This window comes from Pseudomonas izuensis (genome assembly GCF_009861505.1).
Taxonomy (GTDB): Bacteria; Pseudomonadota; Gammaproteobacteria; order Pseudomonadales; family Pseudomonadaceae; genus Aquipseudomonas; species Aquipseudomonas izuensis.
Genome location: NZ_WTFT01000008.1, coordinates 42671 through 65798 on the forward strand (window position 1 = coordinate 42671; position 23128 = coordinate 65798).

At 57.9% G+C, this 23128-nt stretch carries 28 protein-coding genes; 20 read left to right on the forward strand and 8 right to left on the reverse strand.

The window, feature by feature from the left end; translation table 11 throughout:
• Positions 1-134: 134 nt before the first annotated feature.
• Together GPL81_RS07150 and GPL81_RS07155 are read left to right on the forward strand one after the other, a co-directional pair.
• Complete coding sequence (locus tag GPL81_RS07150) at positions 135-1262, forward strand: glycerophosphodiester phosphodiesterase (protein ID WP_160106121.1); 1128 nt, start codon at positions 135-137, stop codon at positions 1260-1262.
• A gap of 206 nt (positions 1263-1468) precedes the next feature.
• The gene (locus tag GPL81_RS07155) at positions 1469-1774 is read left to right on the forward strand and encodes a PepSY domain-containing protein (RefSeq protein WP_160106123.1); all 306 of its coding nucleotides are present in this window, start codon (positions 1469-1471) and stop codon (positions 1772-1774) included.
• A 64-nt stretch (positions 1775-1838) separates the two neighbouring features.
• Here GPL81_RS07155 and GPL81_RS07160 read toward each other — a convergent pair whose 3' ends face one another.
• Positions 1839-3464, reverse strand: coding sequence for a methyl-accepting chemotaxis protein (locus GPL81_RS07160; RefSeq protein WP_160106125.1), 1626 nt, complete (start codon positions 3462-3464; stop codon positions 1839-1841).
• A 273-nt stretch (positions 3465-3737) separates the two neighbouring features.
• Here GPL81_RS07160 and GPL81_RS07165 point away from each other — a divergent pair, with 273 nt between their 5' ends.
• Together GPL81_RS07165 and GPL81_RS07170 are read left to right on the forward strand one after the other, a co-directional pair.
• The gene (locus tag GPL81_RS07165; protein WP_160106127.1) at positions 3738-4760 is read left to right on the forward strand and encodes a transporter; all 1023 of its coding nucleotides are present in this window, start codon (positions 3738-3740) and stop codon (positions 4758-4760) included.
• Between the two features lie 230 nt (positions 4761-4990).
• On the forward strand, positions 4991-6604 hold the full coding sequence (locus GPL81_RS07170; RefSeq protein ID WP_160106129.1) for an inorganic phosphate transporter: 1614 nt from the start codon (positions 4991-4993) through the stop codon (positions 6602-6604).
• Between the two features lie 98 nt (positions 6605-6702).
• On the opposite strand, the gene GPL81_RS07175 is transcribed toward GPL81_RS07170, so the two are convergent.
• A complete protein-coding gene (locus GPL81_RS07175) occupies positions 6703-7599 on the reverse strand; it encodes a LysR family transcriptional regulator (protein WP_160106131.1) in 897 nt (298 codons plus the stop codon).
• Between the two features lie 120 nt (positions 7600-7719).
• Here GPL81_RS07175 and GPL81_RS07180 point away from each other — a divergent pair, with 120 nt between their 5' ends.
• Positions 7720-8478 (forward strand): SDR family NAD(P)-dependent oxidoreductase, encoded by a 759-nt coding sequence (locus tag GPL81_RS07180; protein WP_160106133.1) that lies wholly within the window; start codon positions 7720-7722, stop codon positions 8476-8478.
• 132 nt (positions 8479-8610) lie between these two features.
• Here GPL81_RS07180 and GPL81_RS07185 read toward each other — a convergent pair whose 3' ends face one another.
• Positions 8611-9048 (reverse strand): multidrug/biocide efflux PACE transporter, encoded by a 438-nt coding sequence (locus GPL81_RS07185; protein WP_160106135.1) that lies wholly within the window; start codon positions 9046-9048, stop codon positions 8611-8613.
• Positions 9049-9138: 90 nt separating this feature from the next.
• Here GPL81_RS07185 and GPL81_RS07190 point away from each other — a divergent pair, with 90 nt between their 5' ends.
• Positions 9139-9993 carry a LysR family transcriptional regulator gene (locus GPL81_RS07190; RefSeq protein WP_160106137.1) on the forward strand — a complete coding sequence of 285 codons (855 nt, stop codon included), beginning with the start codon at positions 9139-9141 and terminating at the stop codon, positions 9991-9993.
• A gap of 126 nt (positions 9994-10119) precedes the next feature.
• On the opposite strand, the gene GPL81_RS07195 is transcribed toward GPL81_RS07190, so the two are convergent.
• The 3 genes from GPL81_RS07195 to GPL81_RS07205 all read right to left on the reverse strand — a co-directional run bounded on the left by GPL81_RS07195 (position 10120) and on the right by GPL81_RS07205 (position 12206).
• Complete coding sequence (locus GPL81_RS07195) at positions 10120-11355, reverse strand: RNA polymerase sigma factor (protein WP_160106138.1); 1236 nt, start codon at positions 11353-11355, stop codon at positions 10120-10122.
• Position 11356: 1 nt separating this feature from the next.
• The gene (locus GPL81_RS07200) at positions 11357-11701 is read right to left on the reverse strand and encodes a YciI family protein (protein WP_121104691.1); all 345 of its coding nucleotides are present in this window, start codon (positions 11699-11701) and stop codon (positions 11357-11359) included.
• A gap of 79 nt (positions 11702-11780) precedes the next feature.
• Complete coding sequence (locus GPL81_RS07205; RefSeq protein WP_160106140.1) at positions 11781-12206, reverse strand: YybH family protein; 426 nt, start codon at positions 12204-12206, stop codon at positions 11781-11783.
• Between the two features lie 141 nt (positions 12207-12347).
• Between GPL81_RS07205 and GPL81_RS07210 the strand changes: the two genes are divergently transcribed.
• Entirely contained in the window at positions 12348-12833 is a 486-nt protein-coding gene (locus tag GPL81_RS07210; protein WP_160106142.1) for a GNAT family N-acetyltransferase, read from the forward strand.
• An 81-nt stretch (positions 12834-12914) separates the two neighbouring features.
• Here the strand turns inward: GPL81_RS07210 and GPL81_RS07215 are convergent, their stop codons facing one another.
• Both GPL81_RS07215 and GPL81_RS07220 read right to left on the reverse strand, forming a co-directional pair.
• A complete protein-coding gene (locus tag GPL81_RS07215) occupies positions 12915-13403 on the reverse strand; it encodes a GNAT family N-acetyltransferase (RefSeq protein WP_160106144.1) in 489 nt (162 codons plus the stop codon).
• A gap of 97 nt (positions 13404-13500) precedes the next feature.
• Entirely contained in the window at positions 13501-13986 is a 486-nt protein-coding gene (locus GPL81_RS07220; RefSeq protein ID WP_160106145.1) for a GyrI-like domain-containing protein, read from the reverse strand.
• Positions 13987-14190: 204 nt separating this feature from the next.
• Here GPL81_RS07220 and GPL81_RS07225 point away from each other — a divergent pair, with 204 nt between their 5' ends.
• The 13 genes from GPL81_RS07225 (at position 14191) to GPL81_RS07280 (ending at position 23127) form a co-directional block, all read left to right on the forward strand.
• Positions 14191-15480, forward strand: coding sequence for a tyrosine-type recombinase/integrase (locus GPL81_RS07225; protein WP_160106147.1), 1290 nt, complete (start codon positions 14191-14193; stop codon positions 15478-15480).
• A gap of 257 nt (positions 15481-15737) precedes the next feature.
• The gene (locus tag GPL81_RS07230; RefSeq protein WP_160106149.1) at positions 15738-16022 is read left to right on the forward strand and encodes a helix-turn-helix transcriptional regulator; all 285 of its coding nucleotides are present in this window, start codon (positions 15738-15740) and stop codon (positions 16020-16022) included.
• Between the two features lie 11 nt (positions 16023-16033).
• Complete coding sequence (locus tag GPL81_RS07235) at positions 16034-17977, forward strand: AAA family ATPase (RefSeq protein ID WP_160106151.1); 1944 nt, start codon at positions 16034-16036, stop codon at positions 17975-17977.
• Between the two features lie 264 nt (positions 17978-18241).
• Positions 18242-18529 carry a hypothetical protein gene (locus GPL81_RS07240; protein WP_160106153.1) on the forward strand — a complete coding sequence of 96 codons (288 nt, stop codon included), beginning with the start codon at positions 18242-18244 and terminating at the stop codon, positions 18527-18529.
• Between the two features lie 493 nt (positions 18530-19022).
• Positions 19023-19400: a hypothetical protein gene (locus GPL81_RS07245; protein WP_160106155.1), complete on the forward strand. Its 378-nt coding sequence runs from the start codon at positions 19023-19025 to the stop codon at positions 19398-19400.
• A gap of 92 nt (positions 19401-19492) precedes the next feature.
• Positions 19493-19963: a hypothetical protein gene (locus GPL81_RS07250; RefSeq protein ID WP_160106157.1), complete on the forward strand. Its 471-nt coding sequence runs from the start codon at positions 19493-19495 to the stop codon at positions 19961-19963.
• A complete protein-coding gene (locus tag GPL81_RS07255; protein WP_160106159.1) occupies positions 19960-20436 on the forward strand; it encodes a hypothetical protein in 477 nt (158 codons plus the stop codon). The genes GPL81_RS07250 and GPL81_RS07255 overlap by 4 nt, the downstream gene beginning before the upstream one ends.
• Positions 20433-20702 carry a hypothetical protein gene (locus tag GPL81_RS07260; RefSeq protein ID WP_160106161.1) on the forward strand — a complete coding sequence of 90 codons (270 nt, stop codon included), beginning with the start codon at positions 20433-20435 and terminating at the stop codon, positions 20700-20702. Before GPL81_RS07255 ends, GPL81_RS07260 begins: the two co-directional genes overlap by 4 nt.
• Positions 20695-21039: a hypothetical protein gene (locus tag GPL81_RS07265; protein ID WP_160106163.1), complete on the forward strand. Its 345-nt coding sequence runs from the start codon at positions 20695-20697 to the stop codon at positions 21037-21039. The genes GPL81_RS07260 and GPL81_RS07265 overlap by 8 nt, the downstream gene beginning before the upstream one ends.
• Positions 21036-21995 carry a hypothetical protein gene (locus GPL81_RS07270; protein ID WP_160106165.1) on the forward strand — a complete coding sequence of 320 codons (960 nt, stop codon included), beginning with the start codon at positions 21036-21038 and terminating at the stop codon, positions 21993-21995. The genes GPL81_RS07265 and GPL81_RS07270 overlap by 4 nt, the downstream gene beginning before the upstream one ends.
• Before the next feature lie 56 nt (positions 21996-22051).
• A complete protein-coding gene (locus GPL81_RS31210; protein WP_218585636.1) occupies positions 22052-22486 on the forward strand; it encodes a hypothetical protein in 435 nt (144 codons plus the stop codon).
• A 12-nt stretch (positions 22487-22498) separates the two neighbouring features.
• Positions 22499-22687: a hypothetical protein gene (locus tag GPL81_RS07275; RefSeq protein ID WP_160106167.1), complete on the forward strand. Its 189-nt coding sequence runs from the start codon at positions 22499-22501 to the stop codon at positions 22685-22687.
• Complete coding sequence (locus GPL81_RS07280) at positions 22684-23127, forward strand: hypothetical protein (protein WP_160106169.1); 444 nt, start codon at positions 22684-22686, stop codon at positions 23125-23127. The genes GPL81_RS07275 and GPL81_RS07280 overlap by 4 nt, the downstream gene beginning before the upstream one ends.
• Position 23128 lies beyond the last annotated feature (1 nt).

The window sequence follows — 23128 nt, forward strand, 5'->3', positions numbered from 1 at the left end:
TACTGCAAACGAGCCCACAAAAGCCCTGACGAACATCAGCTTCAAACAGGTTTATGTCGGTCTCGCGATAGCGCCGGCAACGTTCAGTTGTTAAAAGGGACGTCTTTGAAAACCATCGCGAAAGGATCTCGACCATGCCTGTCACCTTCACTAAAAACGCTCTGCTGCTGAGTCTGCTGCTCGCCCTCGGCCAGGCCCAGGCCGCCAGCGAGCCGGCCCCCTCGGCGCTGGCGACCCGATCGGGCATCCCGCACCCAGCCGTGATCGCCCACCGTGGCGCGTCCTTCGATGCCCCCGAATCCACCGCCGCGGCTTACAAACTGGCGCGAGATCTCGGTGCCGACTATCTGGAACTGGACCTGCAACGCAGCAAGGACGGCGTGCTGTTCGCCCTGCATGACAACAACCTGCAACGCACCACCGACGTCGCCCGCAAGTTCCCCGAGCGCAAGGACAGCCCCGCCAACGCCTTCACTATGGCCGAGCTGAAAACCTTGGATGCCGGTAGCTGGTTTAACACCGCTTACCCGGATCGTGCACGCGCTTCCTACGCTGGCCTGAACATCCTGACCCTCGATGAAATCATCGACATCGCCCAGGGCAATCCCCAGCACCAGCCGGGCCTGTACATCGAGACCAAGGAGCCGAAGCAATTTCCCGGCATCGAGCATGACCTGAAAGCGAAACTTCAGGAGCGTGGCTGGCTGATTCCGGTCGGTTCGGCATTGGCGAAAAGCGAGCCGGCGGTCGGTCAGGGACCGGGCAAGGTGATCCTGCAAACCTTCGAGAAGAGCAGCCTCGAACTGCTGCAAAAGGAAATGCCGCAGGTGCCGAAGATCCTGTTGCTGTGGGTCGGCGAGGGCAACATTGAACCTGCTTCGAAAGTCACCTTTGCCGAGTCCGGCGAGAAGGACAAAGCCGCCTACTACGCCAAACAAGAACCGAAAGACAAAGCCGAGTTCCAGCGCTGGGTCGACTACGCCAAGGCTCAGGGCGCGATCGGCACCGGGCCGTCTGCGGCGCTGACCCAGGGTGGCGATCAGAGTTACGCGGACCTGGTGCAACCGTGGATGAACCGGTACACCCATGATCAGGGCCTGCTGGTGCACGTCTATACCATCGACGATGCCGTGGATTATCAGAAGGTCATGGAGGCAGGGGTTGATGGGATCTTTACCAACCGCGCCAGTGAGTTGTTGAAGTTCTACAAGCGCCCGGCGGCGGTGAGTGTTGATCAGGTGTTGAAGAATAACGGGTACTGACCCGAGACCGAGGTGCCTGCATCGCGAGCAGGCTCACTCCCACAAGGGATCATTGGCATGCACAAAATTTGCGGCCAACCGGGATCACCTGTGGGAGCGGACTTGCCCGCGAAGGCATGGGTTCAGGCAACAGGGGATTTAAGGCTGAATTAAGTTGCCACGGATAACCTGATCCCACTTAAACAGCTCCCCCAGGAAAGACGCTCATGAAAACGTTGACTGCCCTGTTCGCGGTTGCAACCCTGACCCTCGCTGCCGGTCTCGCCCAGGCCGATGTACGAGTGGACGAAATTCCACAACTGGTCAAGGACGGCAAGATCAAGCCGCTGGAAGACCTGAACCAGATCGCGCTGCAACTGCATCCGGGCGCGACCATTACCAAAACCGAACTGGACAACCACTTCAACGGTTTCGAGTATGAAATCGAACTGCGCGATGCCCAGAATGTTGAGTGGGACGTGGACATCGACGCCGCGACCGGTAAGGTTCTGAAAAACCGGCAGGACAAATAAATCCGCTTCAACACCAGCCGCACGATGTTCCGATCGTGCGGCTTTTTTGCGTCAGAACAATTGATCAGGCGCTCAAGCGCGCCGTCACCTCGTTCAACTCCCCCGACAAGCCATGCAGATTGTTACTCGCCGCTTCGGTGCGCTGCACGTTGTCCAGGTTGGTACTGGCGATGCTGGTGATTTCGGTGAGGTTGCGCGAGATGTCTTCGGCCACCGAGGTTTGCTCCTCGGCGGCGGTGGCGATCTGGCGGTTCATGTCGCGGATGGCTTCCACGGCCAGGGTGATGCGTTCGAGCATGGCGCCGGCCTCGGTCACTTGCTGGACACTTTCTTCGCTGCGCGACTGACCACTTTCAATCGCCTGCGCGGCATCCACCGCACCGGTTTGCACGGTCTGAATGATCTGGTTGATCTCGATGATCGACGCCGCCGTGCGTTGCGCCAGGCTGCGCACTTCATCGGCCACCACCGCAAAACCGCGCCCGGCTTCACCGGCACGGGCCGCTTCGATGGCGGCGTTGAGCGCCAGCAGATTGGTCTGTTCAGCGATGCCGCGGATCACTTCCAGCACCTTACCGATACGACCGCTGTCGGTTTCCAGCTGACGGATAACCGTGGCGGTGTTGGCGATTTCGCCGCGCATCCGGGTGATGGTGTGAATGGTGCCCTGCATGACTTTTTCGCCCTGCTGCGCCGAATGGTCGGCGTCATCGGCGGCACGCGCCGCATCGGCGGCATGACGGGCGACTTCCTGCGCGGTGGCGGACATTTCGTTCATCGCCGTGGCCACCTGATCGGTACGGTTGAACTGCTCGTTGGTGCCAGACGCCATCAGGGTCGCGATCGCATTCAGTTCACCGCTGGCGCTGTCCAGATTCGTGGCGCTGCGCTGCAACCGGTTGAAGGTTTCGGCGAGAAAATCGCGCAGGGTATTGGCGGCCATCGCCAGTTTGCCCAGTTCGTCCTGACGGGTGCTGGCCACGCGCTCGGCAAACTTGCCCCGGCTGAGTTGCGCCACGTATTCGATCAGTTGGCGAATCGGCTCGACCAGGTTGCGGTTGACCAGCCACAGGCTCAGCAGGCCGATCAGCAGACCCGAGACCAGCATCACGATGATCCCCAGCATCACAGTGTTGTCGGCACTGGCGCTGATCAGCTTCGATTGCTCGGTGCCCTGCTTGCGCAACTCATTGACCAATTCGCTCATCTGATCGCTGGTCGCGCGGTCAACACCTTTGACCGCGGTGTCGCCCGCCGTCGGGTCGGCTCCGGCCGCCACGTAGGCATCACGGCCCTTCTGGTAGGCGACGCCCAACTGGCGATGTTCATCGCGCAGGCGCTCGATACGAGTCTTGAGTTGTGGCTCGATGTCCTTCTGCCCTGCCAGTTCACCGAGGATGCCCTGCACTTCGCGCTGGCGGTCTTCGAACTGCTTCCAGTATTTGTCTAGGTCCGCCGGTTGCTTGCCGCGCAACAGAACGTTTTTCCACTCTTGCACCTGCACCTTGAATTGCAGGTTGGCTTCGTCGATCAATTGCGAAGTGTGCAACGGTCCTTCGATCAGGTTGGCGTAGCGCTGCACGCCGCTGGAGAGAAAGTGAAAACAGGCCAGGGCAATCAACAGCATCGCGAACAGGCTGCCGCTCAACAGGGCGAGAATTTGCGCTCTCAAGGACTTTTGCAAAAGCATCGGAAGGTACTCGTGGCAGGAATGAGACACGCCCGGTGAAGGCGTGAAAGGTGTTCAAACATCCCTGTCTGCGGTATTGGCTTTTGGCCAAGGGCGCGCAACTTACCTCAAGCGGGATCGGCGTGCCAGAGCGGTTCTTTAGCTGAATCCGACCGCCGGTATGGCCGTTTTTTGCATTCACTTTGTCGTCACAAAAACGTCATGAAGCCTTGCGATGATGCGGCTCATGTGAACCTGCAATCCAGCGACAGGCGCCCTCCCTTGCGAGCCCTCATGAACCACAGCATCGATCAAAGCCATCGCGATCCGGATCTGTTCGGTCTGCTCTACGGCTTCAGTTTCCGCCCCGGCGAGCGCGGACGGGAGATCGACTCGGCCAGGGCGTTGCAATGCCTGCAACAACCGGACGACAGCGACGAATTCCTCTGGCTGCACCTGAACCTCGCCCATGCCGCGTGCGAGCGCTGGATGAAAAGCCATCTGGAATTGCCCGACGAGTTTTTCGAAGCACTGCACGAAGGTTCACGCTCGACGCGCATCGAACATGTCGATTCGGCATTGTTGGCGGTGGTCAACGATGTGGTGTTCAACCTCAGCAGCATGGTCTCGTCGGATGTCTCGACGCTGTGGGTGTGCGTGCGCAGTCGCTTGATCATCAGCGCACGCCTGCAACCGCTGCACTCGGTGGACAAGTTGCGCTCGTCGGTGAAGGCCGGCGAGCGCTTTCGCTCGCCCCTGGAGTTGCTGGTGCACCTGCTGCGCGATCAGGGCGAAGTGCTGACGCAGATCGTGCGCAAGACCAGCCTGAGCGTGGATCAGATCGAAGACGAGTTGCTGTCCTCGCGACTGTCCACCAACCGCGCCGAGTTGGGCGCCAACCGACGGGTGCTGGTGCGCCTGCAACGGCTGCTGGCGCTGGAACCGGGCTCGCTGTTGCGGCTGCTCAATCGCCCGCCGCCGTGGCTGCAAAAGGAAGACGTCAAGGAGCTGCGCAAATCCACCGAGGAGTTCGCGCTGATCATCAACGACATGACGGCGCTGAGCGAACGCATCAAGCTGTTGCAGGAAGAAATCGCCGCCAACCTCAACGAGCAGAGCAACCGCACGCTGTTCACCCTCACCGTGGTCACGGTGCTGGCACTGCCGATCAACATCATCGCCGGCTTTTTCGGCATGAACGTCGGCGGCGTGCCGCTTTCCCAGGATCCGGAAGGGTTCTGGATTCTGGTGGCGCTGGTGGCCACCTTCACCCTGATTGCGGGACGCTGGGCGTTTCGTAAGCGACGGGATTACTAAGCGAACACGATCCCTTGTAGGAGCAAGGCTTGCCCGCGATTGAGACGACGCGGTGCAACAGAATCACCGCGTTATCGTTCATCGCGGGCAAGCCTTGCTCCTACAGGGACGTCGTTGTATTCAGATCAATGGATCCACAAAAAGCCCAAACCCTGACCCAAAGCAGCCTACCTGTAACATTTCGCAACGATCATGTCGGATACCCCCTTCCCTCCAAAGGAATGTCCGGCATGGCTACGCCTTCCTTCTCCCCCGCCCAGGCACCCACCAGTAGCGGCAAACCGCAGTTCGATAAAAAACCCGGCCTGCTCACCCTCGTGGTGTTTTTCGCGGTGCTGGCCTTGGGGCTGTTGTTTACTGCCTACAGCCTGATGCACGACATGAACGAACTCGGCACCGTGGTGACCACCTGGACGCCGTTTCTGCTGTTGGGCGTGGCGTTGGTCATTGCCCTGGGCTTCGAGTTCGTCAACGGTTTCCATGACACCGCCAACGCCGTGGCCACGGTGATTTACACCCACTCGCTGCCGCCGAATGTCGCGGTGGTGTGGTCCGGGTTCTTCAACTTCCTCGGGGTGTTGCTGTCCAGTGGTGCGGTGGCGTTCGGCATCATCGCGCTGCTGCCGGTGGAGCTGATTCTGCAAGTCGGTTCCTCCGCCGGTTTCGCGATGATCTTCGCCCTGCTGATCGCGGCGATCCTGTGGAACCTCGGCACCTGGTGGCTGGGCCTGCCGGCTTCGTCGTCGCACACCCTGATCGGTTCGATCATCGGTGTCGGCGTGGCCAACGCGCTGATGCACGGGCGTGATGGCACCAGCGGCGTGGACTGGGCGCAGGCGACCAAGATCGGCTATGCGTTGCTGCTTTCACCCCTGGTCGGCTTCGGTTGCGCCGCGTTGTTGCTGCTGGCCCTGCGCGCTTTCGTCAAGAATCGTGCGCTGTACAAGGAGCCGAAGGGCAACACGCCACCGCCATGGTGGATTCGCGGCCTGTTGATCCTGACCTGCACGGGCGTGTCCTTTGCTCACGGCTCCAACGATGGACAGAAAGGCATGGGCCTGATCATGTTGATCCTGGTCGGCACGCTGCCGATGGCCTACGCACTGAACCGCACCATGCCCGCCGATCAGGCATTGCAGTTCGCCGCCGTGGCGGAAGTCACCCAGCAAGCGCTGGTCAAGAGTGCGCCACTGCCGGCCCCGGCCGATCCGCGCCCGGTGCTGTCCGACTACGTGCGCAGCAAGGAAGCGACGCCACAACTGGTGCCGGCGCTCGCCGCGCTGACCGGCAGCATCGGTGCGCAGGTCAAGAGTTATGGCTCGTTGTCGAAAGTCCCGGCCGAGGCCGTGGGCAACGTGCGTAACGACATGTACCTGACCAGCGAAACCATTCGCCTGATGGACAAGAACAAGGTCGGCAATTTCGACGCCGACACCAACGGCAAGCTGCAACTGTTCAAGCAGCAGATCGACAGCTCCACGCGGTTCATTCCGTTGTGGGTGAAGATCGCCGTGGCCATCGCTCTGGGCCTGGGCACCATGGTTGGCTGGAAACGCATTGTGGTGACAGTTGGCGAGAAGATCGGCAAGACCCACCTGACCTACGCCCAGGGCGCCTCGGCGGAAACCGTGGCCATGCTGACCATCGGCGCCGCCGACATGTTCGGCCTGCCGGTATCGACCACCCACGTCCTGTCGTCGGGCGTGGCCGGGACCATGGTCGCCAACGGCGGCGGCTTGCAGATGAAGACCATCCGCAACCTGCTGATGGCCTGGGTCCTGACCTTGCCGGCGGCGATCCTGTTGTCGGGGAGTTTGTATTGGTTGTTCACCCAAATCTTCTAAACGCTACACGACTTGTAGGAGCAAGGCTTGCCCGCGATAGCAATCTCAAGGACGCCATCGCGGGCAAGCCTTGCTCCTACAGGGTTTTGTGATGTTGATCAGATCGCGGAACGCACTACCTCCCCCAACCAATCCATGAACACCCGCACCCGCAACGGCAAATGCCGTTGCCGGGCATACAGCAGCGAGACCTCCATGGACGGCGCGTTGAACTGCGGCATCACCGCCACCAGCGCACCGCTGTGCAGGTACTCGTGCATGCCCATCCGCGGCGCCTGGATCAAGCCGAAACCGCCCAGGCATGCCGACTCATAGGCATCGGTGTTGTTGACCGTGATGCTGCCGGTCATCGGCAGTCGCTGCACCTTGCCGTCGACCTCGTACACGAAGCCTTCGGAGCGCGCGCCCAACACACCGACGTAATGCACCAGCCGATGCTGCGCCAGATCTTCCGGGCGCTCGGGCATGCCATAACGCTGCACATACCCGGGGCTGACGCAGTTGATCATGGCAAAGTCGCACAGGTGGCGGGCGACCACCGATTGATCCGGCTGCGCACCGACCCGCACCACGCAATCAAAGCCTTCGCTGAGCAAATCGACCCGACGGTCGGTGCTGCTGATTTCCAGCTCAAGCAGCGGGTGTCGCGCCATGAATTCCGGCAGGCGCGGCATCACCACGCGCCGGGCCAGGATGTTCGGCATGTCGATGCGGATCCGACCCACCAATGACGCTTCGTCCTGACGAAACAACCCTTCGATTTCATCCATGTGCGACAGCAAATCCTTGCTGCGCTCATACAACACCAGGCCATCCTGGGTCGCCTGAACCTTGCGCGTGGTGCGTTGCAACAGGCGCGTGCCGAGCAATGCCTCCAGCGCCTGCACCTGTTCGGACACCGTCGAGCGCGGCAACCCCAGACTCTCCCCGGCCAGGGTAAAACTCGACATTTCGCTGACCCGGACAAAAGTGCGCAACAGTTCCAGCTTGTTCATGGCCTGACCTTTTATTGTTCGGCTGTACCGACCAGTGATTCCGATTTCGCCATGTTTATCACCGACAACCGGATAAATAAACTTCCTCACATCAACAGCCACTGCTCCTGAGGAAGTCCCATGACCCGCAAAATCGCATTGATCACCGGCGCCAGTCGCGGCCTCGGCAAAAACGCAGCCCTGCACCTGGCCGCACAAGGCATCGACATCATCGGCACCTATCACAGCCGCGCCGACGAGGCCCAGGCACTGGTCGCCGAAATCGAAAGCCTTGGCGCTCGCGCCGCCATGCTGCAACTGGATGTCGGCCAGAGCGAACACTTCGCCACCTTCGGCACCGAGGTTGACCAGGTATTACGTACACACTTCGATCAAACGCACTTCGATTTCCTGATCAACAACGCCGGCATCGGCCTGCACGCGAACTTCGTCGACACCACGGTCGAGCAGTTTGATCTACTGATGAATGTCCAGCTGAAAGGGCCGTTTTTCCTCACCCAAACCCTGTTGCCACTGCTCAATGACGGCGGACGCATCATCAATGTGTCCAGCGGACTGACTCGCTTCAGCCTCCCAGGTTACGGGGCATACGCGGCGATGAAAGGTGCGATGGAGGTGTTGACGCGCTACCAGGCCAAGGAGCTCGGCGCCCGCCAGATTACGGTGAACATCCTGGCGCCGGGGGCGATCGAAACCGATTTCGGTGGCGGCGCCGTGCGCGATAACGCAGCCATCAACCAGTTGGTGGCGAGCAATACCGCGCTGGGTCGTGTCGGTCAGCCGGACGACATCGGCGCCGCGATTGCCCTGCTGGTGGCGCCGGGTAGTCAGTGGATCAATGGGCAGCGGGTCGAGGCGTCGGGGGGAATGTTTCTATAAGACCTCACTGCCCTTGTAGGAGCTGGCTTGTCGGGTCGCCGCATCGCAGCGAAGAGGCCGACACATCCAACAATCATGTCGGCTGACGATCCGTCTTCGCTGGCGAGCCAGCTCCTACAGGTCCTGTATTTTTCAGTGGATGACGTGCTTCCGCATCAGCATGCGCTCGCGCACCACGTCATACACCCAGTGGTAAACGTAGGTGTACGGCAGGAAAAACAGCAGCACGCCGATGTCCAACAGGAATGCCTGCCACAGGCTGATGTTCAGCCACCAGGCAATCAACGGTACGCCAAGGGCCACCAGGCCGCCTTCGAAAAACAACGCGTGCACCACACGGACCCAGGCGTTATGCGCAATGGCCAGGCGCTTGAGCACCCGGTCGAACAGGGCGTTGAACACCACGTTCCAGGCCAGGGCCAGGGCGGCAATGACGACGGTGACCACGCCCATTTCCATCATCGGCTTGTCCATGATCCAGGCCAGCAACGGGGTACAGATCAGGATGGCCAGCAGTTCGAAACCGATGGCCTGGAAAATACGTTCAGTGATGGATTTGTTGGCGCTCATGACCAGACTCCTCTGAGTGACTGTGGTTGCCATGGTCCGCCATCACACCGATACTTCATAACCAATAACCATCGATCAAGGCGATAGTTCATGGCCTCCCAGGAAGTGTTGCAGGCGTTTGTCCAGGCGGCGACGCAGGGTTCGTTTTCCGCCGCGGCGCGCAAGTTGGGCCGCAGCCAGTCGACCATCAGCGCCGCGGTGGCCAGCCTGGAAATCGACCTGAACCTGGTGCTGTTCGACCGCAGCAGCCGCAAACCCACATTGACCCCGGCCGGGCACGTGATGTTGCAACGGGCCGAGGACATCCTGGCCGCTACCAGCCGTCTGGAAATGAGTGCCAGCCAATTGTCTCAAGGGGTCGAGGCCAAGTTGACCGTGGCGCTGTCCGACACCTACCAGTCCGACCGTTTCGAAGCGTCACTCAGTGCGTTCGAGCAGCGTTATCCGGACCTGGAACTCGAGTGTCTGATCGCCGAATGCGACGACCTGGTGGCGCTGGTACAAAGCGGCCGGGCACAGGTTGCCTTCGCCGAAATGCAGGACAGCTATCCGCCGGACCTGGTCAATTCGACGGTGGACGAACGCACGGAAATCGCCCTGTTCGTATCACCCGCCCATCCCTTGGCCACGCTGGCCCACATCGATCAGGACGTGCTGCAACAGCACCGCGAACTGCGCCTGGCAACCATCGTCAATCCCTATGAAAGCCGGGCAAAGGGCCGTGTCTGGTCGGCGCCGAGCTACTTGATGCTGCTGGAAATGGCCCAGGGCGGATTCGGTTGGGCGCCGTTGCCGCGCTGGCTGGTGGAACGTTTCGGTCCGGGATCGCTGCAGGAACTGCAGGTGCGCGGCTGGCCGAAAACGGTGTCGGTGGATGCCTTGTGGTCGCGCCTGAATCCGCCGGGGCCGGCGGGGAGCTGGTTGTTGGGCAAAATGCTGGAATAGCGGTGTCTGTTCGGACGCCATCGCGGGCAAGCCCGCTCCCACAGTGTCCGAGTCGTACACAAAATATACGCACACCGCCGAACCTGTGGGAGCGGGCTTGCCCGCGATGAGGCCCGCAAGATCACATCATTCCAACGCCTTGAGCCGCCCCTCGATAAACCGCCGCTCCGGCTCTTGTTGTGTCAACTCAAGCGCCCGCTCATACGCCGCTCGGGCCTGTTCCACCCTTCCCAGCTGCCGACAAAATTCCGCTCGCGCCGAATGCGCCAGGTGGTAATCCAGCAGCTCACCGCGATCCAGTATCGCTTCGACCAACGCCAACCCCGCCAACGGACCGTCGCGTTTCGACAGTGCCGCCGCCCGGTTCAACTCGATCACCGGTGACGGCACGGCCCGCAGCAGCACGTCATACAGCCCGACGATCTGCGTCCAGTCGGTCTCATCCACCGACGGCGCTTCGGCATGCACCGCGGCAATCGCCGCTTGCAGGCAATACGGACCGAAGCGTCGGGTACCCAGCGCCCGCTCCACCAGTGCACAGCCTTCGGCAATCATCTCGCTGTCCCACAAGGTTCGATCCTGCTCATCCAGCAAAATCAATTCGCCAGTGGTGGAGGTCCTGGCCACCCGTCGCGACTCGTGCAACAGCATCAGCGCCAGCAGGCCCATGACTTCCGGTTCCGGCAACAGCTCCATCAATAACCGGCCGAGACGAATCGCTTCACGGGTCAGGTCCTCGCGGGTCACTTGCGCGCCGATGGACGCCGAGTAGCCTTCGTTGAACACCAGGTAAATCACCCGCAGCACGCTGTCCAGGCGTTCGGGCAACTCCGCCAGGGACGGCACTTGATAAGGGATTTTCGCATCGCGGATTTTCGCCTTGGCGCGCACGATGCGCTGGGCGATGGTGGCTGGCGCCGAGAGAAAGGCCCGGGCGATTTCTTCCGTGGTCAGGTCGCAGACTTCCCGCAAGGTCAACGGCACCTGAGCGTCTGCCGCCAAGGCCGGGTGGCAACAGGTGAAGATCAGGCGCAAGCGATCGTCTTCCACGTCTTCGTCACTCCAGTCGGCCTGCTCCAGCGCCTCCAGTTGCGCGATCAATAGTGGTCGCGAGGCGGCGAAGCGGGCGCGCCGCCGCAACACATCGATGGCTTTGAAACGCCCGGTGGACACCAACCAGGTACGCGGGTTGTCCGGAACGCCATCCTGCTGCCAGCGCTCGACCGCGACGAAAAACGCTTCGTGCAGGGCCTCTTCGGCGAGGTCGAAATCGCCGAGCAGGCGAATCAACGTCGCCAGAATGCGCCGCGACTCCTGGCGATAAACCTGCTCGACCCGCGCCTGTACCGAAAGCCCCGGCATCTCAAGGATTCAACTGGCGAACGGGGCGCACTTCGACACAGCCGACCCGGGCCGCCGGAATGTCCCCGGCGACCTGGATCGCTTCGTTCAGATCCCTGGCATCGATCAGGTAGAAACCGGCCAACTGCTCCTTGGTTTCAGCGAACGGGCCATCGGTGATCGACAGCTTGCCGTTGCGCATGCGCACCGTGGTGGCGGTCTGCACCGACTCCAGTGCCTCGGCGGCGACCATCCGGCCGCTGCCCTGGACCGACTCGGCGTACGCCATGCACTCTGAATCGTGCGGGCTTTCCGGCAGCGAATGCAGCAGGTGCTCGTCGCTGTAGACCAGACATAGGTATTTCATGGCGTTCTCCTGATCGAACGGAACAACTATGGTCGCAGATGGGCATTCTGGCGCGGCTTGCCGATCAACAGCCGGATAATCAAGGCTGCAGGTCGAACAGGGTCGCGCCACTGGTCATGTCGAACGGGGCCGACCAGTGTTCGTGGACGATCTGCCACAACCCGGCTTCCTGCCGATAGCACTGGGTAACACGCATCCAGCAGGCCTGGGTTTCCCCCTTCTCGTTGGTGCCGCCGCAATGTGCCAGAAAGTGGGCGAAAGCGATCTCCTGGGACGGTTCGATGGTCACTTCGTGGAACTCGAAAATGTGCGGCCCGGGGCACATTTCCATGCAGGTCTGCCAATGGGCCCGATAGGCTGGCTTACCCTTGAATTGCAAGGCCTTGACTGCGTCGAAAGAGACGATGTCCTCGGCATACAGGGCCATGACTTTATCCACGTCCTTGGTCATGACGGCCTGGCGATAGCTCTCGATCAGGTTCTGGATCTGGGTTTGTGAGTTCATGGTGGTTCTCCGTGGTTTTTATTGTGAAGACACCCTTAGTCGTCCGGCGATCCGGCAAATCGACAGACGAAATAAAAATAATCCACCCACGCAATATCGCTAGAATTCGAGACTCATTTTTGTTGGAAAAAGGACACTCCAGTGACAGCCCGACTCGTGCCTTACGAAAGCCTGAACGCGCTGCAGCGCCAACAGGTCGAGGCCATCGAAGTGCATCCGGATCAAATCAGGTTTTCCGGTGACATCCACGGTGCATTGCACACCTTGCTGTCCCGGCCAGGCCCCGGCGTCAAAGGCTTCGCCCTGCTGGCCGATGACATTCCCGTGGCCTTTTTGCTGCTCAAGCGCCCGCCGGTGCTGCCGGTCTGGGCCGACGAACACAGCGCCACGCTGCATGCCTTGCAGGTCGATCAAAAGGTTCAGGGCAAAGGCTATGGCAAGGCCTGTCTGCAAGCGCTGCCTGAAGCGGCCCGTGAGGCCTGGCCGGAAATCAGGGGGCTGGAATTGTCGGTGGATGCGGACAATGAATCGGCGATTGCCCTGTATGCCAAGTATGGATTTGTCGATAGCGGCGAGGCGTACAAGGGGCGGATCGGGTATGAGCGCAGGATGGGCCTGAGATTCTGAGATTCAACACAATCCATTGTAGGAATGAGCCTGCTCGCGATAGCGGNNCAGGCTCACTCCTACAGGGGATCTTCGTTGGGTTTAGAGATTGAGCACCATCTCATGCCACGCCATGCCGCCATGGTCGGAAGCGGAAGGCTTGATGTAGGCAAAGCCGAAACCGGCATACAACGGAATATGCCGTTCCTTACACATCAGATGAATCGTCGCCTTGCCCATGCCGCGCATGCGCTCGATAAACTCGCCCATCAGGCGCTTTGCCAGGCCCTGCCCCTGATAATCCGGATGCACCACCACCGACATGATCACCACGTGCGGGCCGGCCGGGTCGTGGCCGATCAGTTCCTTGAACGCCTCGTCCGACACTTCCACCTGGAACGCCGCGCCGGAGTTGATGAATCCGGCCACCACGCCGTCCACTTCGGCAACGATGAAACCCTCGGGCCAGGTGGCAATGCGGGTGGCGATTTTCTCCCGGGTCGCGGCTTCGTCGCCTTCGTAGGCAACGGTTTCGATGGCGTAGCAGCGGTCCAGATCGGCAGGCGTGACGTTGCGAATGACGGTGTTCATGGCAGCTCGGAATCGGCGGGGAAAGGCTGGGGATCTTAAATCAGCAGCGGCGTGACATCGAGAGGCGAATCCTTTGATGCGCCTCCCGACGCCGGGGTCATTGCTTGATCGGCATCCAGATTTCCAGCTTGCCGGTGTTCAACTTCGGGTTGAAGTCTTCGCTGTAGCGCTCGAATTCCGGGGCATCGGTCGCCGTGTACCCGGATTGCGGAAGCCAGGTGTCACAAATGTAGCGGAAGGTCTGCGGCAGGCTGGTCAATGGCCCTTTGTGCTCAAACACCGCGTAATACTGGGGCTGAATTTCTACCCAGCGGTAGGTATCGGGCAGGTCGTCGAGCTTGCTGATCTCGACCCCCGCGATGTAGTCAAAACCGCCCCTGCCGTCGAAGTTGTAACCGACGCCGTACATCACTTCGTTTTTCTGGCCCGGAATCTGCCCCAGATGGGGCATGAGCTTTTCCCAAAGGGCCGGGATGCGCGGAATAGTCTGCTGGGTGAACCGGTCGCCAACACCGGCAATCAGGAAAAAGTGCCCGTGTTCGAAGCGAGGTTCCGACAGTTCGAAGCCTTTTTGTTCATCCATGATGCAACTCCTGGAAGGAAAAAGTGGGTTCGGCTGGGAGTATAGAAGCAACAATCTACTCCAAACTGCCGAGATAGAGGGCTACAAGCCAGATACTGCTTGGGCTTTCGCCGTTTTCATTGTCCAGCTAAGTACAGCTAAATTTCGTGGTAGCCAGCAAAAAACAGTGGTAGAAAAAAGACAGTTACCACGAGGAGCGCCGCCATGAGCAAGCCCAACCTCACCGACCTGCAAGCTGAGAATGCCTCCGGCCCAGACGGACAGAGGATCAAAAAGCACATCCTCACCGACCCGGAAATTAGGAACTTCACCGGGCCTATCGGGAAGAAGATCAAGAAATACCACGTTGGTGACGGCCTCTATTTGTGGTGCATGAAAGAGGGTGGCCGCTGCTGGCGCTTCCGTTATTACCTTGACGGCAAAGAGCGCGGTATGGCGCTAGGAACGTATCCGAAGGTCAGCCTAGCTGACGCCAGAAAGGCCGTCGAGAAACAGCGCGAGATCCTAAAGGCTGGCACCGACCCGGCAGTGGAAAAGAGAAAGGCCAAGCAAACCGACAAACTGGCAAAGGAGGACACCTTCGAAGCGCTAGCCAAGGAGTGGTACGACAGCCGTTCGCACACATGGTCAAGCAAGTATGCCGCCGATGAGTGGACACGCCTTGAACAGCATGCGTTCCCTAACCTCCGCAAGCTGCCGGTCAGTCAGATCCAACCCCTCGACCTGATCGCCGTACTGCGCAAAGTGCAAGCCACCGGTGCCACCTCGTCCGCCTTCCGCCTGCTCTCAACCATCCGCCAGATCCTCGACTTTGCGATCAACAGCGGGCGGCTGGCCCACAATGTAGCCATCGGTCGTGAGGGCGCGTTGAAGGTTCACAAGCCTAAAAACCGCGCCCATGTCAGCCTTACAGAATTCCCTGATCTGGTGAAAGCGATTGCCACTTACGATCAGATCGGCACTCGCGAGGTTATGCTCGCGCTGCAATTGATTACGTTGGTTTTTACTCGTGCTAATGAATTGCTCCAGGCTGAATGGACGGAATTCGATTTCGATAAATTGCTGTGGGAGATCCCCGCTTCCAGAATGAAAATGGAAAAAACCTTGTTGGTCCCGTTAGCACCGCAAGTGGTGGCAATTTTAAAAGAGCTAAAAGCAATGCACCCGGACAGTAAATTTATTTTACCGGGACGCGACGGTAAAAAAGGACTGTCCATTAACGCTCTGCTAGGAGCGCTCGATTCGCTGGGGTATGGAAAAAAACAAACGGTACACGGCTTCCGCCACATCGCCTCTACGATCCTCAACGAAGCGCGCAATGGTGATGAAAGGTTGTTTGACGGCGATGCCGTCGAGGCCCAGTTGGCGCACACCAGCGGCGGCACTCGCGGTGTTTACAACAAAGCGAAGTATCTACCTGAAAGGAGAAAAATCATGGGCTGGTGGGCCGACTACCTTGATGAAATAGCTAGGAAAGGTGCCGTTGATAATTAAAGGGTATATCGATTGTGGAAAGCGTGGTTGGATTCACAAACCGTGCAAGTACAATGTAGGACACCGGGCAACGCAACGCACGCGCCTGTGCTCCCCAGCCTTTGAACGCGTGTGGCCCAGATAAAGAGTAAAGGTAAAGAGTAAAGGTAAAGAAGCGCGTAAAGGCGCGGTATCGCTGGGGATGCGACACAAGCTTCGATTGCGTAACGGATAGCGGCCATTGGTCGCTGAATCAGTTCTCGTGTCGGAGCTTTTTTATGTCCACGATTTCTTTCGAAGACCTCCCTGCTTGGGCCGTCATGCGCCTGCCTGTCGTTAAAGCTGTCACCGGCCTTAGCCGCGTTTCTATCTGGAACGGCGTCAAAGCTGGAACCTTCCCTAGACCTGTACAAATCGGTCCGCGCTGCGTTGGCTGGCGTGTCTCTGACGTCCGTGCGTTTTTGGAGTCGCTCACTTCCAAAAAAGAAATCGACGGCAACGTCCTCAAAGCGACTGCGGAAAAAGCCCGTCGCCGCGCCGAGAAAGCCGCAGAACTGATCTAGGGGGTGATGCTATGAGCCCTATCAGTAATGCACAGTTTCTCGGTGCCCTCTTCCATCCCAATGAGACGTGCTGGACCACCCACTTTCGCGAAAATCCCAGTGATGCCAACGGAGGGCACTGGGGCGGGCAATCCTGTCAGCCGGGGCAGACCGTCGATGCACCTGACCGGAACGCCTACTTCAGCGTGGCGAGCTTCAAAGCCAGTTCAACCGGACGGACTAAAGACAATTTCAGCAGCTTAGTCGTGGTGGTGCTGGATGATGCCCAAAAGTGCCCGCTGGTCCCTACCTGGCTGCTGCGCACGTCAGCCGACAAAGTACAGGTCGGCTATTGCCTGAGTGACCCCGTCGCTGACCTGGGGATTGCCAAGCGACTGCATGAACGGCTGGCGAAGGCAGGGCATATCCCCTTGGATCGCAACGGTAACAATCCTGTGCGCTATGTCCGGTTGCCGGTGGGAGTGAATACCAAGCGTGACCCGCCGTATGCCTGTCAACTGGAAGTGTGGCAGCCCGAGAAAACCTACAGCCTGAGCGAGTTGATCGAGGGACTGGGACTGGATGCTGCCTACATCCTGCATGGCAATTCAGAGGCGGCCCCAAAGCCGAGTGCCACCTTCGGCGGGGCTATCCCCGAGGGCGCCCGCAATTCGACCTTGACCAGCCTTGCAGGCACCATGCGGCGCAGGGGCATGGGTCGGGAAAGCATGGAGGCGGCCCTGTTGATAGAGAATGCCAGCCGGTGCTCCCCGCCGTTACCTGAAAGTGAAGTCGCCACCATCGCCCGCTCCGTCGCCGCGTATACCCCAGCGGATGTTCCAAGCGATCCCCGGTCCACCCCCGGTTCGTCCGGCCATGGTTTCGAGGCGCCGTACCTGTCTGCGCTGTGGGACGACAAGCTGGCCATCGACTGGATGATCAGTGGCGTCCTCGAAAACAAGGTCATTGCCGAAATATGGGGGCCGGCTGGCGCCTATAAATCGTTTACCGCGTTCGACATGGCCGTCGCCATCACCAGCGGCCAGGAATGGCACGGGCACAAGATCACTCGCCAAGGCCCGGTGCTTTACGTCCCCGGCGAAGGTGGGCGGCGGAATATCGTCCGGCGCTTGAAGGTGTTGTGCCAGGAGCGGGGGCTAGGACCACAGCAAATAAGAATCTCCAACATGCCGATGCTGCTTTCCAAGGCTGAGCAGTACGAGTTCCTGCGTGATGAAATCGCCAAATTCGATATTCCACCGGTGCTTATTATCATCGATACGTTGGCAAAGAATTTTGGCGGCAACGAAAATTCAGCCGAAGACATGGGTGCCTTTCTGGATAACCTCGGCAAGCTGTCCAGAGATTTTGAGGCGACGATATTAATCATTCATCACTGTGGTTATGACGGCACGCACTCGCGGGGTTCTTACGCCTTGCACGCCGGAGTAGACGTGGAATATCAGGCGATAGCTGATAAGCACACCAAAACTCTGATTCTTAAAAACGAAAAAATGAAAGATGCCGAGGAAGGCAAGAGCTTTTACTTCAATATAAAAGTGGTTGGACTGAAAAACGAATCGACTGGCGAAGTTATCAACGACGACGAAGGCAACGCGATTACCAGTATCGTTTTGCATACCAGCAGCTCGCAATACGCGGCGGCCAGAGACGCTTTCTTTAGCAAACATCAGGTCTTCAAAAGCACACGGGGCAGCAAGATCGAGAAACGCTTGCCGAAGGTACTGAAACAGGCGCGCTTTCACCCGGAATGCAGTGATCGGCAAATGGCACAGGTGGTCGACCCCGCAGTAGCGGACCATTCATGGGTGGGCACCATGCGTGCATTGATGCTGAGCGAAGGGCTGGTGGAAGGTGAACACTTCAAGCTGACCGAGGAAGGGGAACAGGCGGCGATCATGTTCGATTCTCTAGTGCAGTTGGTCGATGTGGCGAAGCAGATTTTCAAGAAGTGATGATTATATGAATCGTTATCTTCATATCGAAATGAGTGGATGGGCAGGCCATCCACCCCTACTGGATGGGCAGACCATCCACTGCCCATCCACAAGGGCTTTGAAATACCTGTTGGTGGGCCCTAGAACGCGGTTTGTAGGGTGGATGCCCAGACCATCCACAACCCATCCAGACCATAGTGGATGGTTGGGGGGTTCTGGAAGAACCCCACCCTCCACAGGCCAATTTTGACCTTTGAAAAGCCCCAACGGGAGGGACTGTGAATGAAACCAAAACTGCTGGTACATCCATCACAAGCCAGGACCATTAGTAACCCGGTGGAAGTCGAACGGCTACTGGCAATGGGTTGGCTCATTGGCTCACCAAAGCCCAAGACGCCGATGGCTGCCAAGATGCGCTCACTGCGCGCTCGCCGCAGAGCCGAGGGCTGGGTGAACCTGACGCTTTGGCTTTGTCCTGAAGACCATGAAGCTATCAGGGCCGCTCAAAGCCCCGGTGAAACCGTCGTGGAGACGATCACAAGGCTGTGTAAAAAACAGAGTTTGATGTAGCTGATAGCGATTGTGGACGTACAGACAATAGAAACTGGTGAGTTCCGTAATCGATCCAGAGCGTCTAGAGCGTACTTTCAAGGATGCAGGAATGGCCTAAAACCATACTTCCGCTGTTCTATCAGCAGCCTAAATGTGGAATTAAACGCTTTAAAAACAGACAGTTAGAGAAAGAAAACGTGGTAACTCACGAGATTGCTACCACTTCCAAACTGCTTATTGACCTACAAGTCAGCTTTATTGGGAGTGGTTGTAAGGCTCTACAGGACGCGCAGACGTCGAGGCTGCCAGATTCAGTGGGCACGATTCTAGAACGGCCCACACGCGACGACGCGGTCAGGACGGGGGTGATTGGAGATAGATGACATGATAATTGCACCAGTCCGGCACACAATTCTGGATCTTCATGAGTCGTATCGGGATTTCGTGTGGCACCCCAAAGGCCACAAAGTCTTCAACGGCATAAGACAGAAAAACGTTAGAGGATTCCGGTATGAAAGCCACTAGTGAATCGTCGGCACCTTACCAGACCGCGCTTGACTGGTCGGTCCCAAGCCAGTGGCAGCCCCAGCTTCGCGCTGACCTGAATGAACTCCAGGCGTACCGGACTGCTCAACAAGATCCTGCCAAGGTCGCCGCCAAGAAAGCGCGTGCGCTGCACGCCGGGTCTACTAAGTCCAGCCGCCTGCATGATGCGATAAACGCCATGGTCGAACAGCGCCGTCCACAACTGGAGAAATGGACCGGCAGTGACACCAGCCGCGCTTGCTGGCTGACAAAGCTGATCCATCCAGACGCCAAGTTGGATAGATCCGGTAGACCTTCGGGCTGGCGCACTGTTTACAACCACCTTAAAACATTGTCGTTTTAACTTTAGAACAGCAGCCTATTTACTTTTTGGGCCATACAACAACTTCGCTTCGCAGTATGGTTACTCCAGATAAACCAACTGGAGTTCCATCCATGTCCCGATCAGATGTCAGTACCGAACAGCGCCAGCCCGTCGTCTCTTTGTCCCCGAAAGACGTAAAGCTGCGCGAATCGGCGGGTAATGAGTTCCGTATCATCGTGCCCGCTGGTACTCCCGTTGAAAGACTAAGTGAATCAAGCTTCTACGCCGTTGTGGCCCATCAGTTTCATGCCAATGACGAACTAATTCTGATCGGTGCTGATCGTACTTTTTGGGCACGCTACTTGGTACTACAAGCCGGACAGGGCTACTGTGAAGTCTTCCAGCTTAGTTATAAAAAACTCCCTGCAATGCTCTGCTCAATCGGCGAACAACTCCCGTCCAATCATCGACTGGTGTACATGGGCAGTGAAGAGCTGTGGTCAGCGGTGCGCAATAGCGACGGCATCGTCATTATTAAGAATGCCATCAGCCAACAGGACTGCCTGCAACAACTGCTCCAGCATGCGAGCCTCAGAACATGAACAACGAGTTGATAAATCGTCACGTCCAGGCGGTCGCGATTCAGTTTATAAGCTATCGCGGAACCCTGGACGCGCTCGCTAATTTCGTTGCCCACTCAATAGGTGACAGTGCGGCAAACATGGCAGAACTGACCCATTATTTGGGCAAGGAAGCCACGCATAAAGATTTACTTAATTGGGATGTCGGCCTGTTTAAAAATACAGCCGGTGATTGGTCCTTAGTCTCTCTCGCCACGCCGCCGACTATCGAGGGAATGCGCTATCGACTGGAGCACTTCCCCACCAGTAATACGCAGTGCCGCTGGTGTCTGCAAGATGCCAAGCGTCTGGCGGATATCGACTTGGCCCCCGAAAAAGATATCCACGGCTTACCAGTGCTGCGCTCTCTGTTACATCCGGGTGGCTGCATGAAAGCGTGGCTAACGATGCGCAATCAAGTAGCTCGCGCCCAAACTAAGGAGTCCCTACTGTGAAACTTCCTCTACCGACTTATAAGAATTTCATAAACCTTTACGCTATTGGTGAGGCCTTGCACATGTTTGTGAATCAGATCGACGAAGCCATTAAAACCCTGACCGCCGATGGTGTGCAATTCCACACTAAAAACCACATGATCCAGCTGATCATGCGCGAAGCAAAAATGTTTCCGTGTGAAGAAAGTTTTAAAGATGTGGAAACTTATCTTGGCGATGGCGCCGATGCGCTGTTACGTGACTTCGGGGTAGCGCATCATGGCTAACGAAATCGATCTCTACGAAGGCGGTGAAGTCGGCCCGGTAAATGACCAGCCACTAGCACCCGCGCCAAGTCCTGACAGTACCGACATGACCCATCGCGAAGCCCTGCCGGACACGCCTGATGTTCCGGATGGCCAAATCCTTGATCCGCAGGCCTATCAAAACTGGGTGGACTCGGTCGGGGACCTTCCGGTGGGGCAGGCCGCTGAATACCTGCCCGGAATGCAATTGCCGGACGGTCGGGTGATCCGGGTCTTCGGCATGAGCGGCCCCCACCCCAACGCAAAACCTGCGCGGAAATCGGCCATGACCACGCTACTGGCGAGGGCGAAAAAATGAGCAATGACATAGATGCCTACAGTGATAATGACATTCAGCCGTATAACCCTGGCATGCCAGTGCTCGCGCCGTTGTCACCAAGTCCTGACACCTGGGGAACACTCACCAATCGCGAGATTGACGAGTATCAACGGCAGCCCCAAAGCCAAGGGCCAATGCTATGGGGCGCGGCCTTGCCTGCCGGAACCACGCCGCAACAGATAAATGCCGTACTAGGCGAAATTTCCGGGGTCTATTTATCTGATTTTACAAAACTTGGATATCCGTCCGCTCTAATCCATTCCAGCATCCAGTTCTTCACCGACAATGCGACGAAGGCACCGCAACAGGTTCAACGTCGACACTCCTTTACACTTCCAAAAGATCTGAGCAACGACTGGCTGGCGATCTTATTTGCTAATCACTTGCAAGGTCTGGCCGGGACGCAAGCGCAAAAGCAGCAGTTCCTTAATGCTTCGTTACAATGGCTGGATAAACTCAACGCCCGGTTAAACGCTCAACAAACTGGTACGAGCCAAGAGCCAAGGACGGCCCCCGCCTCCACTGAGGCTGTGCTCAATAGCCTTTCCGATGCGGACTACGCGAAAGTGGTCGCCATCAACAACAAGGCCCAAGCCGAAACAATGCAGAAGCTTGCAGCGAAATATGGCCAATATTCGGTACAACAAGTTGTCGAGATTGCGCAGAATCATCTGAACAGTCTACCGGCGAATGAGCGGGCGTACTTCGATCAGCTCTCGACTGGCGGAGTTGCACTGATGAACTGTGTTGAAACGCTCGAATTTTTATATAACGCCGCCATCGGTGCGAACAGTATTCCGAAAGATGGCGCCGGCATTGCCCATGAAATCGCTTCTTTTGAGGCGATGTTAAAGATCCCGAGCGAAAGACAAAAATACATGCGTGACCCTGCTATGCAGGCTCGTTTGCGTGAGCTGTATATGAGGCGTGGCTGATATGAAACCCGCCAATGTGAGAAAGATCGACAAGCAAATCGCTAAAGAGCAACGCCGTGTCGAGAAACGGCAAAAGGCTCGCAAACCCAAAGAGGGTAAATGAAATGACAGCCAGACCAGTAAACAGAGCAAGACCAAGTTACCGCGCCGACTGTAGTGTCGAGATCGCCAACGGTGCTTCCGTCTCCGACCTCATCAACTTAACCGGCCACGTCCTTAGTGCGGTACAGGTGAGTTCCTCTTGGACGACTGCTGTGCTCGGCTTCAAAGCGTCGATAGATGGGAGCACCGCCGTGATGTATGACGTGAAAAACTCCAACGGCGATTTCCTTACATTCCAAACTTCGGCCAGTCAGATTTTAGTCTTCGACCCTGCGACCTTGATCGGCTTGCAGAAAATCCAGTTGGTAAGTTGCACTACGGCTGGAGTAGCGGTGAACCAAGGCGCTCTTCGATCCCTGGTGTTATCACTGACACCGGCCTACTTTTAAGGGGAAAGACTGATGGACAATATTATTAGTGGCAGCAATTCGTTAATTCTGGACGGACGCACCCTACGTGATCAACTAACCCGTACCGGTGAACATCCAGAAATCTTACGCAAGCTTAACGATCTTGTGGACTTGTCTTATCTAGATTCCCCGCAAGCCGAAAAGCTGAAGAACCTCATTGCCAAGGTAAATTCAAAATGAGTCCTAAGTTAGCGTTAATCGCCAGACAGATGGAACGCCGGCAAAGCTTGGAACAAGCCCCCGCACCGGAAGGTCACGGCCTCGGTGCTGCCATCGAAAAACTGATCGCTGATGAGGTTGAAAGGCGCGTTGGTGAAGCGCTGGAAGAACGGGCAAAACAGCAACGTTTGGACCGTCAGTTCAATAAGCCACCGATGCCTACGGACTACAAGCAGATCCCACCGACGCCACGTACACCCGCGCCGAAGATCACGGAAGCAACAATCGAACGCGATGGTGCAGGATTAACGCGGGCCATCGTGGTTAACGGTCAGCGCTTTCTGGCGCAGCGGGACGGTGCTGGATTGCTGGTGCGGATGGTGAGCGACGATCTGGTCAGCGAAGTCACCTACAACGGCCAGCCGGTGCCAAGAAAATTATTCGGCAACACCCCGGAGTAAC